At 66.9% G+C, this 12,521-nt stretch carries 14 protein-coding genes; 8 read left to right on the forward strand and 6 right to left on the reverse strand.

The features are described 5' to 3' along the window. Positions 1–202 precede the first annotated feature (202 nt). Entirely contained in the window at positions 203–775 is a 573-nt protein-coding gene (locus tag ACIRA7_RS11120; protein WP_396220910.1) for a GNAT family N-acetyltransferase, read from the forward strand. Here ACIRA7_RS11120 and ACIRA7_RS11125 read toward each other — a convergent pair. Together ACIRA7_RS11125 and ACIRA7_RS11130 are read right to left on the reverse strand one after the other, a co-directional pair. Beyond that, a complete protein-coding gene (locus tag ACIRA7_RS11125) occupies positions 772–1,188 on the reverse strand; it encodes a c-type cytochrome (protein WP_396220911.1) in 417 nt (138 codons plus the stop codon). The two genes, ACIRA7_RS11120 and ACIRA7_RS11125, sit on opposite strands and share 4 nt — an antisense overlap. A 253-nt stretch (positions 1,189–1,441) precedes the next feature. Next, positions 1,442–1,897 (reverse strand): SET domain-containing protein, encoded by a 456-nt coding sequence (locus ACIRA7_RS11130; protein WP_396220912.1) that lies wholly within the window; start codon positions 1,895–1,897, stop codon positions 1,442–1,444. 91 nt (positions 1,898–1,988) lie between these two features. Between ACIRA7_RS11130 and ACIRA7_RS11135 the strand changes: the two genes are divergently transcribed. After that, complete coding sequence (locus ACIRA7_RS11135) at positions 1,989–3,758, forward strand: DEAD/DEAH box helicase (protein WP_396220913.1); 1,770 nt, start codon at positions 1,989–1,991, stop codon at positions 3,756–3,758. Positions 3,759–3,827: 69 nt separating this feature from the next. Here the strand turns inward: ACIRA7_RS11135 and ACIRA7_RS11140 are convergent, their stop codons facing one another. Both ACIRA7_RS11140 and ACIRA7_RS11145 read right to left on the reverse strand, forming a co-directional pair. Further along, a complete protein-coding gene (locus ACIRA7_RS11140; protein WP_396220914.1) occupies positions 3,828–5,207 on the reverse strand; it encodes an NAD(P)/FAD-dependent oxidoreductase in 1,380 nt (459 codons plus the stop codon). Between the two features lie 39 nt (positions 5,208–5,246). Further along, the gene (locus ACIRA7_RS11145) at positions 5,247–6,698 is read right to left on the reverse strand and encodes a carboxypeptidase regulatory-like domain-containing protein (RefSeq protein WP_396220915.1); all 1,452 of its coding nucleotides are present in this window, start codon (positions 6,696–6,698) and stop codon (positions 5,247–5,249) included. A 109-nt stretch (positions 6,699–6,807) separates the two neighbouring features. Between ACIRA7_RS11145 and ACIRA7_RS11150 the strand changes: the two genes are divergently transcribed. Both ACIRA7_RS11150 and ACIRA7_RS11155 read left to right on the forward strand, forming a co-directional pair. Further along, positions 6,808–7,272: a YeeE/YedE family protein gene (locus ACIRA7_RS11150; RefSeq protein ID WP_396220916.1), complete on the forward strand. Its 465-nt coding sequence runs from the start codon at positions 6,808–6,810 to the stop codon at positions 7,270–7,272. Positions 7,273–7,276: 4 nt separating this feature from the next. Next, the gene (locus ACIRA7_RS11155) at positions 7,277–7,708 is read left to right on the forward strand and encodes a DUF6691 family protein (RefSeq protein ID WP_396220917.1); all 432 of its coding nucleotides are present in this window, start codon (positions 7,277–7,279) and stop codon (positions 7,706–7,708) included. On the opposite strand, the gene ACIRA7_RS11160 is transcribed toward ACIRA7_RS11155, so the two are convergent. Both ACIRA7_RS11160 and ACIRA7_RS11165 read right to left on the reverse strand, forming a co-directional pair. After that, positions 7,705–8,445: an amino acid ABC transporter ATP-binding protein gene (locus ACIRA7_RS11160; RefSeq protein ID WP_396220918.1), complete on the reverse strand. Its 741-nt coding sequence runs from the start codon at positions 8,443–8,445 to the stop codon at positions 7,705–7,707. The two genes, ACIRA7_RS11155 and ACIRA7_RS11160, sit on opposite strands and share 4 nt — an antisense overlap. Next, positions 8,442–9,950 carry an ABC transporter permease subunit gene (locus ACIRA7_RS11165; protein ID WP_396220919.1) on the reverse strand — a complete coding sequence of 503 codons (1,509 nt, stop codon included), beginning with the start codon at positions 9,948–9,950 and terminating at the stop codon, positions 8,442–8,444. Before ACIRA7_RS11165 ends, ACIRA7_RS11160 begins: the two co-directional genes overlap by 4 nt. Before the next feature lie 97 nt (positions 9,951–10,047). Here ACIRA7_RS11165 and ACIRA7_RS11170 point away from each other — a divergent pair, with 97 nt between their 5' ends. The 4 genes from ACIRA7_RS11170 to ACIRA7_RS11185 are packed head-to-tail and all read left to right on the forward strand — an operon-like array spanning position 10,048 to position 12,372. Beyond that, positions 10,048–10,695, forward strand: a complete 648-nt coding sequence (locus tag ACIRA7_RS11170) for a hypothetical protein (protein ID WP_396220920.1) — start codon at positions 10,048–10,050, stop codon at positions 10,693–10,695. Between the two features lie 56 nt (positions 10,696–10,751). After that, positions 10,752–11,204, forward strand: a complete 453-nt coding sequence (locus ACIRA7_RS11175; protein ID WP_396220921.1) for a hypothetical protein — start codon at positions 10,752–10,754, stop codon at positions 11,202–11,204. Further along, positions 11,204–11,659: a DUF6174 domain-containing protein gene (locus ACIRA7_RS11180; protein WP_396220922.1), complete on the forward strand. Its 456-nt coding sequence runs from the start codon at positions 11,204–11,206 to the stop codon at positions 11,657–11,659. Before ACIRA7_RS11175 ends, ACIRA7_RS11180 begins: the two co-directional genes overlap by 1 nt. Further along, complete coding sequence (locus ACIRA7_RS11185; protein ID WP_396220923.1) at positions 11,656–12,372, forward strand: dienelactone hydrolase family protein; 717 nt, start codon at positions 11,656–11,658, stop codon at positions 12,370–12,372. The genes ACIRA7_RS11180 and ACIRA7_RS11185 overlap by 4 nt, the downstream gene beginning before the upstream one ends. Positions 12,373–12,521: the final 149 nt, after the last annotated feature.

Here is a 12,521-nt window from a genome sequence, read left to right on the forward strand (position 1 = left end):
TAAGAGTTAACGGCGCAAACAATTGACGGCGCTAAGAGTTAACGGCGCTAAGAGTTAACGGCGCTAACAATAAACGGCGCTAACAGTTAACGGCGCTAAGGGTTAACGGCGCTAAGAGTTAACGGCGCTAACAATTGACGGCGCTAACACTTGACGGCGTTCGGGACCGGGGCGGATCACGGGGAACTGACTATCCTTGACCATGACGAATACAATCGCTGACGACCGCCCTGAGGGTGCTCTCGCGATCCGGCGCGCCACGACCGCCGACGCGGGTGTGCTGTCTGAGTTTGCCGCGCACGTCTTCTACGAAACGTTTGCGCCCGACAATGACCCGATCGACATGAACGCGTACCTGAGCGAAGCGTTCACGCCGGAGCAGCAGGCGGAGGAAATTGCGGATCCGCGGCGTATCTGTCTGATCGCCGAGGTCGGCGGGGTCATGGTCGGGTATGCACTGCTGCGCATCGATGCGCCCGAGCCGGAGACACCGGGCGATCAGTCCGTGGAGCTCCAGCGCTTCTACGTGGATCACGCCTGGCACGGTCGGGGTGTGGCGTCACCTTTTCTAGCGGCGTGCGCCCGCGCGGCGCGTTCGCGCGGTGGTACGACCATCCGGCTCGGTGTCTGGGAGCGGAACGCACGGGCGATCCGCTTCTACGCCAAGCACGGATTCACCGATATCGGCAGCCAAGGCTTTCGCCTCGGCTACGATCTGCAAACCGACCGCATCATGTCGCGGTCGCTGGTGGTCCGCAACGACGGGAGTGCTTAACCGCGCTGGCGCTGGGGCACCGGGGCCGTCGGGACATCCATCTCGTTCGTGAGGTGGCCGGCGCCACGATGACACATCACGCATGTCGTCTTCGGACGCGGATCATCGAGTTCCTTCACCTTGGCGATGTACTTCGCGTCGATGTCGCGCTGCATCTTGATCATCTGCAGGGCGATGATCTTGTCCTTCCGTGCGTCGCTGGCGTAGTCACCGTTGTCCATGTGACAGCTGGTGCAGTTGAATCCGAGCCCGCGCCCGAACTGTTCGTCCATCATGGTGACGAACTCCTTCGCCGGCATCGTCTTGTGCAACTTGACGTTCTTGAAAACCGTGCCGGCCGGCTCGTTCTCACGGCCCACCAGCGTGGCCATCAGCTTGGCCACGGCTTCACGACGTAGCGTATCGAGCTTCATGGGCGTGGGCGGAACCCGGCGCGGGCCCTGAGGCCGCGGGGCCGCACCTTCTGCCGAGGCGATGGGGCGCGCTTCCTGAACTGCTCCTTCCTTGGCGCTGCGGGCGCACGCGACCGCCGACCCGAGCATCACCACTGACACTACGACCCACGACCGCATACGGCCTCCAAGGCTCCATGCAACGTTCAACCGGCTGAGTACCGACAATGTACGTAGCGGTCGGACGAGATGCTGTACCGCCGGCTTCGACGGGTCAGCGCTTCTTCGCGAGGATGGTTCCGCGGCAGGTGATGGCGCCACAGTAGCAGGGAAACCGCTTCTTGGCGGCCGGGGTGTGCCGTTCGGGGAGCACGTAGGCGTAGTCGTACACCAGCTCTTCGCCCACTTCGATATCGTGGATCGCGTCGATCCAGATGCGACCGTCGTCGATCACCGCATCGCAGTTCGGGGCGCAGGAGTGATTGAGAAACCGCGCCTCGTTCCCGTTCACCGCGGCGTCGACCACCACCTCGTCATCGATGGCGAACAGGTAGGTATGGTGTCGCTCGCCGACGACATCGGGGTAGCGCGCCTCCGCCGCGTCCGGGGCGAGCCGCTCGCCGGCGTACTCGATAATGCGTGTGCCGGCCGGGATCGGGTGGGTAGCGTAGCCCCCGAAACCCTGAATCGGGGAGTGGCGGACCTCAAACGAAAGGGCTGTGTCGGTCATGATGACTGACAATCTCACCTATTTCACCGGCCAAGACCACATCTCGGCATCGGAATAGGATAGATTTCGGTTCTCAAAGGAGACTTGACATATGAAACAGCCGGACGAGCGCGATGTCGCCGCACGGAACAGCGAGCGCGACGTCAGCGAAACCGGATTCGCGGCCCTCGGACTCGACCCCCGCATTGCCTCGGCGCTTGCTGCGCTGGGCTACGAAGAACCGACGCCTGTTCAGCGTGCTGCGATTCCGCCACTGCTGGAAGGACGTGATGTCCTGGCCCAGGCGGCCACCGGTACTGGCAAGACGGCGGCGTTCGCGCTGCCGCTGCTGAGCCGCGTCAATACCAGCGCCAAGGGCGCGGAGCGTACGTCGGCGCTGATTCTCGTGCCGACGCGCGAACTCGCGATGCAGGTGGCCGAGGCGGTGCATCGCTACGGCAAGCCGATGGGTGTGAGCGCCCTGGCCGTGTACGGCGGATCGTCCATGGAGATGCAGGTGCGTGCCCTCAAGCGCGGCGTCGACGTGGTGATCGCGACGCCGGGACGCGCGCTCGACCACATCCGTCGCCATACGCTGCAGATGTCGTCGCTCAAGACCGTCGTGCTGGACGAGGCCGACGAGATGCTCGACATGGGCTTTGCGGAAGATCTCGAAGCGATTCTCGAGGCCACGCCGAAGTCGCGTCAGACGGCGCTGTTTTCGGCCACGCTGCCGCCACGCATTGCCAGCATCGCGAAGCGCCAGCTGCGTGATCCGGTGCTCGTCACGATCGATCGCGAAGTGGTACCGGTTGGTGAATCGGCCAGGGTGCGGCAGGTGGCGTACATCGTGCCGCGCGCGCACAAGATGACCGCCCTCGCCCGCGTGCTCGACATCGAGCAGCCCACGAGTGCGATCGTGTTCTGCCGGACGCGCACCGAAGTGGACGAGCTCAGTGAAACGCTGATGGCGCGCGGGTTGCGCGCCGATGCGCTGCATGGCGGCTTGAGCCAGGATCAGCGCGATCGCGTAATGACCAAGTTCCGCACGAAGAAGACCGATCTGCTCATCGCCACGGACGTCGCGGCGCGTGGTCTCGACGTGAAGCACGTGTCGCACGTGGTGAATTTCGATGTACCGGCGGATGCCGAGTCGTACGTGCACCGCATCGGCCGCACGGGTCGTGCCGGTCGTGAGGGGGTGGCGATTACGCTGGCCGAACCGCGCGAACATCGCCTGCTGCGGAACATCGAACGCATGACGAGTCAGCGGATCGAGATCGCGCAGGTGCCGACGGTCGATGATCTGCGCGCCCATCGCTTGCAGTTGGTACGCACGACGCTGCGCGAAACCATCATGGAAGGTGGTCTCGACAAGCTCCGCGGCATCGTGGAGTCGCTGGCTGGTGAGTTCGACGTCATGGACATTGCCGCTGCCGCCGTGAAGCTGTTCGACGCGAACGACGTGACGGACGAGCCGGACATCCCGGCCGTGCAGCCGCGTTCCGATGATCGGGGCCCGCGCGAGAGCAGCCGTGGTCGCGAGGGCGCCGGTGCCCGTGAAGGTGGCCGTCCGAGCCGCGGTGGCGAAGAGGACGCGCCGCGCGGCGCGAAGGCCGCCAAGCGGTCGAAGCCGGAGTGGAGCGTGGCGCGGTTGTGGGTCGGTGCCGGTCGCAAGCTGAAGATGCGTCCGGGCGATCTCGTGGGCGCGATCGCGAACGAAGTCGGGATCGATGCCAGCGTGATCGGCGCGATTCAGATCGCCGATGGCTACAGCACGGTCGAGGTGCCGGAGGAGATCGCCGAGGACATCATCACGGCGCTGCGGAACACGACGATCAAGGGCAAGAAGGTGCTCGTGCGCCGCGATCGCATGCGGTAATCGTCATCGACGATGCAAGAAAGGCCGGCCGGCGAGCGATCGCTGGCCGGCCTTTTTTCGTGCGCGGCGTTACGGCATCGGACGAGCGTCTCCACGCTCCTCCTCTCGTGCCCGCTCCCGATCGCCGCTCGTTTTCAGCAGCCGGTGTGCGGTGGTGCCGGTGATCAGTCGCACGCCACGCTGATAGGTGAGGTACTGATAGGCCCACTGCACGAACACGGTGACGCGATTGCGAAAGCCGGCCAGATACAGAATGTGGATGAACAGCCAGGCGAGCCACGCGATGTTGCCTTGCAGCTTGAGCGAACCGATGGCGGCGACGGCGCGATGCCGACCGATCGTGGCGAGGTCGCCCTTGTTGAAGTAGCGGAACGGCGTGCGCGGCGTGCCGCGGAGATCGTGGAGAATCGCCCGGGCCGCGTGGAGCCCCATCTGATTGGCCGCAGGCGCGACCGCTGGCACCGGCGTGCCGGCGTCGGTGAGCACGGAGGCGACGTCGCCCACGGCGAAAACATGCGGGTGGTTGGGGAGCGAGAGATCGGGGGCAACGACGACGCGCCCGGCGCGGTCGAGCGGGACGCCGAGCTGTTTGGCGAGGGGGGAGGCCTGATTCCCGGCGCCCCAGAACACGGTGTGCGCATCGATCCGTTCGCCCGATGCCATGGTGACGCCGGCGTCGTCGACGCTGGTGACGGCGGTGTTGGTGCGCACCTCGACCCCGAGTTCGCGCAGGTCGCGTTCGGCTCGCGCACTGAGGGGCTCAGGGAACTGCGGCAGCAGCCGCGGGCCCGCTTCCAGCAGCACGACGCGCGCGGACGCCGGATCGATGCGGCGGAAATCGCGCTTCATCGCCTTGTGGGTGATCTCGGGGATCATGCCGGCCAGTTCCACGCCAGTGGGGCCTCCGCCGACGATTACGAACGTCAGTAGTGCCTCGCGCTGCCCTTCGGCGCTGGCGCGCTCGGCCGCTTCGAAGCTGAGCAGGAAACGGCGTCGCATTTCGAGCGCATCTTCGATGCTCTTGAGCCCCGGGGCGTTGGCTTCCCACTCCGGACGCCCGAAGTACGCATGCCGCGCGCCGCTGGCCAGAATGAGGTAGTCCCACGCGACGGTACTGCTGCCGCCGTCGAGGGTGAGTGTGTGTTGTGGCACCTCGATGCTGTGCACCTCCGCCATGATCACCGTGGCGTTGGCCTGGTCGCGCAGCATCCAGCGAATCGGTACGGTGATGTCGGCGGGATTGAGCACCGCCGTGGCTACCTGATACAACAGGGGCTGGAACAGATGGTGATTCGTGCGGTCGATGAGCGTGATCCGCACATCGGCCTTGGCGAGCGTGCGCGCGGCCGTGAGCCCGGCGAAACCGCCACCGACGATGACCACATGGGGTCGCGGGTCGGTGGCGTGCATGCTGGTGACGCGGGTGCTGGTGTTCGGTTCAGCCTTCACCGGAGATCCATTGAGAGGGCGTGAGATGCCACGTCGCGATTACTTCGTCCAGAAGACCAGGCTTCCGCAGCCGGAGAGTCCCGGCTGAAACTGGGCGGGGACCTGCCCCACCATGTACACCTCGATGCCGGCGATGTCGGACGGCCGGATGAAGCTGTCCAGATCGCTCGACGTGAGTCCGTTCATCCACTGGCCGTTGATGTAGATGGCGGGCTCGCAGCGATCTTCGAACACGCCGCGCATCATGACCTTCTCCTCGGCGTCCATGGTGCGATCGAGGAACATCCCGGGCACGGAGCGGAAGATTTCCGACGTCGCGAACGGCTGCCGCATGGCGATATCGCGTGGGGTGAGGAATCGGCCCACGCTCGAGCGGCGACGTTCCTGAAAGCCCACCAGATTCATGTCGACGGTGCGCGTGGCGCTGATCTTCATGGTGTCGAGCACCGACTTGAAGGTCGCAAGCGCGACGCGAAGGGGCGCGACGCTGTCGACGATGTCCACGGCGCGCCGCTCGGGATAGTAGCCGACGGCCCGCACTTCCAGCAGGCGCGTTCCCGGGGGTGCGTCGGAGAGCATCCACTCCCCGCGGGCGTTGGTGCGGGTTTGCGGTCCGTTGAGAATGCTGACCTGCGCCCCGGCCAGCGGGCGGCCGTCGTTGGTGGCCCGCACGCTTCCGCTGAGGCGACCATCACCCACATGCAGGCGGCGCACCTGGAGGGCGGTCGAGTCGCTCTGGGTGCTGTCGCGAGGTGGCGGGGCAGCGGCGACGACGCGGGCGGCACCGAGATACAGCTCGCGGCGGAGGAAGCCGCTGGTCGGGACCTCGACCGGAATGGTCGCCGTGCTGTCGGCGCCGCGGGTCGCCGTGAGCGTCATCGATCCCGGACGCGGGACATGGCAGATCGCGAACCAGCCGGTTTCGCGCGTGGTGGCCAGCCGTCGGGGTGTCCGACGATTGATGCCACCGGCGCCGAACGACAGCTCGAGCCACTCGGCGATCACGGTGACGCCGGCGGCCGGCCTGCGGTCGGTGGCGTGGCGCACGATGCCCATGACCACAGCGCCGGAATTCTGCGGCGTGGGGGCCCCGCAGATCGCCGCGCCCAGTCGCGCGGCCGACGGGGTGGCCAGATCGGCACGAACGGCTCCGCCGTTGGTGACGGTGATCGGGCGCACCAGCGGCTCGAGGCCGAGCGAATCGAGCACGGCGTGATAGAAGCCGAGCGTGAAGCGCCCGTTCGGCGCATCGATGAAACGGAACGCACCGAGTGAGTCCGACACCGCCGTGCGTCCGTACGTGCCCCCCGAGTCGGCCGCCACGAGCTGCACCAACGCACCCACCAGCGGTTGACCGGCGATGCTGTCGTACACCGTACCGCGCACGTCGGCGAGTCGCCCGTCGGCGAGTCGCCCCTCGGCGCGCGGCGCCACTGCGGCAAACGCAGGCGTCAGAAGCAGACCGAAGCGCAGGAGGTGGAGAAGCCGCACGGGATCGTTGGCTGAACGTTGGGGAGACGTACGAACGTTCGCGTGACCCGTCGGGAAGTGGAAGGGGAAGCGACGTGTGTACAGGATAGCGATACGATAGCTTTGCCGGATGCTTCCCCTGCCTGCCGGCTTTGCGCACTACCTGATCGGTGGTGTCTGTATCGGTCTCGGTGTCGCCCTGCTCTTCACGCTGACCGGATTGATCGGCGGGATGAGCTCGGTGTATTCGTCGACGTGGTCGTACGTCGTGGACCGTCCGTTCTTTCAGCAACCGCGCTTGGTGAACAGCCGGGGATGGCGTCTGGCGTATGCGGCCGGGCTGATCGTGGGGGCGTTCGTGTGGTGGCTGCTCTTCGCACACGGGGAGCGCGTGGCGGTGTCGATTCCGCCGTGGCAGCTCGCCATCGGCGGGGTGCTGGTGGGGTACGGTGCGCGGTTGTCGCGCGGTTGTACGTCGGGCCACGGGATCTGCGGCCTCGCCTCGCTCAAGCTGCCATCGTTGCTGGCGGTGCTGACCTTCATGGCGACGGCGTTCATCACGGCGAATGTCATGGCGCGCGTTGGGGGGGGCTGAGACGATGCTCAGGTCTGCTCTCGGTGCTGGTGCCCTCTTTGGATTCGGCCTCGCGTTTTCCACGATGATTCAACCCCGCGTCGTGCTCAGCTTCCTGCGCTTTCAGGACATGGGACTGATGCTGGTGCTGGGCGGGGCGGTGGTGGTCACGTTCCTGGCGTATCGCTTCGTGCCGAAGCTGCTTCGCCAGCCGCTGCTGGGCGGCGCGTTCGGCGCGCACGAATCGGTGATGGATCGTTCGACGATCATTGGGGCGGCCATCTTCGGCATCGGCTGGGGCATCACCGGGGTGTGCCCGGGGCCGGCGATTGCGGGGCTCGGTGCCGGCAGCTGGGAACTGGGGTACGCAATCGGCGGTATCGCCCTCGGCGCGCTGTTGCAGGGGGTCACGGCGTCGTCTGTGCAGCACGGTCCGACGACGCCTGGCGTGCCTTAGCTCAGTAGCTCACGCGTCGCGTCATGGGTGGGATGCGTGAGCACCTCGCTGGCCGGCCCCTGCTCGGCGATCGTGCCATGCGACAGGACCACGACGCGATCGGCGAAGCTGCGCGCGAATTCGGCATCATGGGTCACGATCAACAGCCCGCGTTTCTGGGCGGCCAGAGCGCGAACCGACTCGCCGAGCGCACCCCGGCGTGCCGGATCGAGCGCCGATGTGGGTTCGTCCATCAGCAGCAGTTGCGGGTCGGGGGCCAGCGCGCGCGCAATCGCCACGCGTTGTGCTTCGCCGCCGGAGAGTTGCCGCGGATACGCGTGTGCGCGGGCCGACACGCCGAGGGACTCCAGCAGGCGCATGGCGGTGGCTTCCGCGCTGGCGCGTGATTGTCCGAGTGCGTGCACCGGCGCCAGCATGATGTTGTCGAGTGCGGTGAGATGCTCGAACAGGGCGTGACTCTGGAAGACCACGCCGACGCGCCGCCGCAGTGCGCGAAGCTGCGACTCGGGGGGCACCGCACCGGGCGTGAGCGCGACGCCGCCGATCTCGACCGTGCCCGCGGTAAATGGCTGCAACGCCGCGACCACGCGCAGCACGGTGGTCTTCCCGGCGCCGGACACTCCCATCACCGCGCACACTTCGCCCTCGGCGACATCGAGGTCGAGTCCACGCAGGATGGCGCGTTCCCCACGACCAGCGTGCAGGGCACGCACATGCAACGCGACGTCGCGACTCATGCGATCTTCCACCGCTGTTCGAGGCGACGGGCCATCCGTGAGAGCGGCAGCGACATCGCGAGATACACGAGGCCACAGAGTGCGCCCGGAATGGCCCAGCTGCCGGCGTTCGTGGCGTAGATCGCGGTCTGCTTGGTGAGCTCCACCACGGTGATCACCGACACGAGCGAGGAATCCTTGAGCAGCGCCACGAAGTCGTTCGTCATCGGTGCCAGCGCGAGCCGCAGCGCCTGCGGACCGCGCACGAGCCGCAGGATCTGCAGCTCCGAGAGCCCCAGCGTGCGTGCCGCTTCGAGCTGCAGCGTGGGAATGGCTTCGAGTGCCGCCCGATAGATCTCGGATTCGTAGGCGGCGTAGTTGAGGCCGAGTCCGATCACGGCGGCGGCGAAGGCCGGGAGCCGCACGACGTCCGACAATCCGTAGTACAGCACGAACAGCTGCAGCAGCACCGGCGTGCCACGGATGATCTCGACGTAGGCGGTCAGGAGGATGCGGAGCGGCCGCGCGCCGTACACGCGTCCGGCGGCGAGGCCGATACCGAGCGCCACGGCGAGCATCATCGCGAGCACCGACAACAACAGAGTGATCACGGCGGCGCGCAGCAGCACCGGGAGGTAGGTCGCGATGGACGCGACGGCATTTCGCTTGGCGGCTGGGGTCGTACCGCGCGGTGCGGCGTCGCGAAGCACCCGCTGCTGAAACGCCGCCTGCTGGGCATCCCACACGTTCCACGACCGGAACACGCGCTCGAGTGAGCCGTCGCGCATGCGTGCCCGCAGCGTGGCGTTGACGGAGTCGCGGAGCGCACTGTCGCCGGCCGCCAGCACGGCCACGTAGTGGCCGCGGGCCAACGCGGCGGGTTGAATCACGAAGCCGCCGATCCGGCGCAGGGTGCGCTCGGCCAGCACGTGGTCGAGCAACACGGCATCGACGCGTCCGCTCACCAGATCGCTGTACGGATGCACGTCGTCGTCATACGACACCGGCAGCACGCCGTGGGTGCTCTTGGCGGCGAGCACCATCTCCCAGGCCATCGTGGCGCCCAGCGTGGCCACCCGACGACCTCGCAGGTCGGCCAGCGTGTGGATGCGCGCACTGTCGGCGGCGCGCACGGCGAGCACTTCGCGGAACTCGTAGTACGGCAACGATACGGCGAACCGCTCGTGTAGCGCCGGCCGGTCCTCCAGGCCAGACATGCCGATCGCGAAGTCGCCGCGCGCCACCGACTGTTCGATGGAGGCCCATGCGACTTGCACGAACTGCGGCTCGCGCCCGAGGCCCTGCGCGATCATCGTCGCGATCTCGACGTCGAAGCCGCGCACGTGGGAGGGATCGGCGGCGTCGGCTTCCACGAAGGGCGCACCGCCTTCGGCATCGCCACCCCAGCGAAGGGGCGGGGCAGCCACCCGTGTTGCGGACGTCGGTGATGCCGGCGGCCCGGCGCAGGCCCACGTGCCCAGCAGCAGCGCGGCCATGCAGAGCAACCGCGTGGCGATCCAGATCATGGAGCGGGGGCAGGAAGGGGAGGGACCAACGCCAAAAAAGGTATCGCGTCCGACGCCGATGCGCACATCGTGCGGCCGTGGTCGAGTAGCTTGCGTGGTGACCCAAATCCCGACGACGCGACCGGTGACGCTCGATGTGCAGATCACCGTGCTCCATCCCGACAAGTCGCTCGCCGTTGGCGTGCCGCTTCGGGTGATCCTTGGCACCGCGGCCGACTGGCAGTCGCCATCGGCCGGCGAGGAGCTGGTGACGGCCGGCGATGGTACCGTGCAGTGCACGTTGCCGGTCGTGCTGTCGTCGCCGCGTCGGCAAGTGACGACGAATTTCGTGACGCGCTTCATGGCGTCGCGTGAAACCACGCGGCAGGTGCAGCTGGGCATCGTGATGGAGTATGCCGGACGCTCATGGTTGTCGGCGATCACGGTGGATCGTCGTGCCAACGGCGCCAGCGTGCGACTCGATCCGATGCGCGTGTATGGCCGTGCCTCCGATGGCCGATTCACCGATGACGTCCCGTTGCACGACGGCGCGTGGCGCAAGCGACTGCCCAGCGGCAAGATGGCGTCGCTCCCAGGCTTCGCGGTGACGGTGGCAACCCTCGATCCGGACTCGGCCGCCCCCGATAACGCCGCTTGGCGGTTGCGCGTCACGTTGCAGCAGTGGGAGCCGTATGTGGTGCCGGTGCTGACCGCAGCGGGTGCCGATTCGCTTGCCAAGCCTCGGACGACCGACAATACTCCGTGACGCGCCACGCGCCGCTCTAACGCACTGGCCGACCTTTCCCGTTTGCCGACCCAACCGTGCCTCTCAAGGAATATCCCGATCATCACGATGCAGAGCTCGTGCTCAAGCTGTACGAGCTCCGTCGCGAAGACGTCATGCGCGCCTCGCGCACGTTGGTGATCTCCACGTTCCTGCCAACCAGCTTCGAGGATGTGATCGCGGTGACCAAGGGCGACCATCCCCTCAACGCGGCGTTCCGTCAGTGTACGTCGTACTGGGAGATGACGTATGCGATGGCGCGACACGGCGTGATGCATGCCGACTTCATGCTCGAGAGCAACGGCGAGGGGCTGCTGATCTTCTCGCGCATCGAGCCGTGGCTCGCGGAGTATCGCGCGGCGGTGAACCCGATCGCGTTTCGCAACGCCGAGTGGGTGGCAACGGAAACGGAGATGGGCCGTCTGATCGCGGAGCGGTTCCGCAAGCGGATGCAGGCGCAGCTCGCCGCCGCCAAGGCGGCGACGGCATAATGCGGCTGGCGGGCGTGCTCCTTGGGCTCGCGTTGCTGGTGGGCGGGTGCAGTGACCCGACCAGCCCCGAGGACTCGCGCCTTGCCGAAGCGCAGCGGCGGTGGGAAGCCACCCGTCCGGCGTCGAACAGTTACACCATGCAGCAGCGCGTGGTCTGCTTCTGTGTCACCGGCGCGACGACGTTTCAGGTCACGGTGAAGACGGGCGTGATCACGCGCGCCGTGAATGTCACCACCGGCGAGTCGATCTCGGTGACGCTGCTGACGATTTTCCGCACGGTCGATCAACTGTTCGCGCAGGCGCGGGAGGGGCTCACGCGTGAGGGCGTCGTGCAATCAATGGCGTTCGACGCCACGCTGGGCTATCCGACCACGCTGAGTCTCGATCCGATTCGCAACGCCGTCGACGATGAAGTCACGTACGTGACTTCGAATGTGGTGCCTATCGCGCCGTGACGGCGCGTGGCGGCATGATCGCGGGTGTGCCGGTGCTGATCGCCACACCCGACGATTCTTCGGCGGAACGCCCCGCCCCCTCGCGGCCCGTTGTGCTCTGGATGCACGGCTTTCGCGCCGACGCCTTGGCGCACGCGACCGAACTGGAACGATGCGCCGCCCTCGGCTTTGTCGCCGTTGGCGTCGATGCGGTCGATCATGGCGCGCGATCGAGTCCGTTCCTGGTCGAGCGACTGCAGCGCTCGGCGCACGGTGCGCTGCCGGTCATGCTCGAGGTGATGGAAGCAACCGGGCGTGAACTGCCGGCGTTGATCGACGCGTTGGTGGCCGATTTTCATGTCGATCGCGACCGAGTGTCGTTGGTCGGCATCTCGATGGGCGCATTCCTCGCGTATCGTGCGATCGCGGCTGGCCTGCCGCTCCGCGCGGTTGTGGCGCTACTGGGCTCTCCGGAATGGCCCAGCGTGACCAGCGCGCACCGCTCCGTCTCCGCGTTTCGCAACGTATCGCTGCTCAGCATCACGGCGGAACACGATGTGAGTGTTCCGCCGGCGGCGGTGTACCGGCTGCACGACGCCCTGGACGCGATGCCGGGACCGGCGACCGCGCAGCGTCATCACGAACTCCGTGGCTCCGGACATCTCACGAACGCCGCGCAGTGGGGCGAGGCGATGGCCGAAACGATGGCGTGGCTGGAGCGCTACGGACGCTAAGTCGCCAGCCCGGCACTCTACGCGGGCGACACGCTAGGCCAGAAAGCGCCGGGCCAGCTGTTCGAGGCGGTCGTCGCCCTGCTGCTCCGCTTCCACGCGCAGCTCCTCGACGTAGGGCTTGAGCAGCGGTTCGCCCCAATAGTAGCCAG

Source organism: Gemmatimonas sp., assembly GCF_044376735.1.
Classification (GTDB): domain Bacteria; phylum Gemmatimonadota; class Gemmatimonadetes; order Gemmatimonadales; family Gemmatimonadaceae; genus Gemmatimonas.

Bases quoted from the DNA above. Each gene is read 5' to 3' on its own strand.
- ACIRA7_RS11120 (WP_396220910.1), top strand. From the start codon at position 203: ATGACGAATACAATCGCTGACGACCGCCCTGAGGGTGCTCTCGCGATC.
- ACIRA7_RS11125 (WP_396220911.1), bottom strand. From the start codon at position 1,188: ATGAAGCTCGATACGCTACGTCGTGAAGCCGTGGCCAAGCTGATGGCC.
- ACIRA7_RS11130 (WP_396220912.1), bottom strand. From the start codon at position 1,897: ATGACCGACACAGCCCTTTCGTTTGAGGTCCGCCACTCCCCGATTCAG.
- ACIRA7_RS11135 (WP_396220913.1), top strand. From the start codon at position 1,989: ATGAAACAGCCGGACGAGCGCGATGTCGCCGCACGGAACAGCGAGCGC.
- ACIRA7_RS11150 (WP_396220916.1), top strand. From the start codon at position 6,808: ATGCTTCCCCTGCCTGCCGGCTTTGCGCACTACCTGATCGGTGGTGTC.
- ACIRA7_RS11155 (WP_396220917.1), top strand. From the start codon at position 7,277: ATGCTCAGGTCTGCTCTCGGTGCTGGTGCCCTCTTTGGATTCGGCCTC.
- ACIRA7_RS11160 (WP_396220918.1), bottom strand. From the start codon at position 8,445: ATGAGTCGCGACGTCGCGTTGCATGTGCGTGCCCTGCACGCTGGTCGT.
- ACIRA7_RS11165 (WP_396220919.1), bottom strand. From the start codon at position 9,950: ATGATCTGGATCGCCACGCGGTTGCTCTGCATGGCCGCGCTGCTGCTG.
- ACIRA7_RS11180 (WP_396220922.1), top strand. From the start codon at position 11,204: ATGCGGCTGGCGGGCGTGCTCCTTGGGCTCGCGTTGCTGGTGGGCGGG.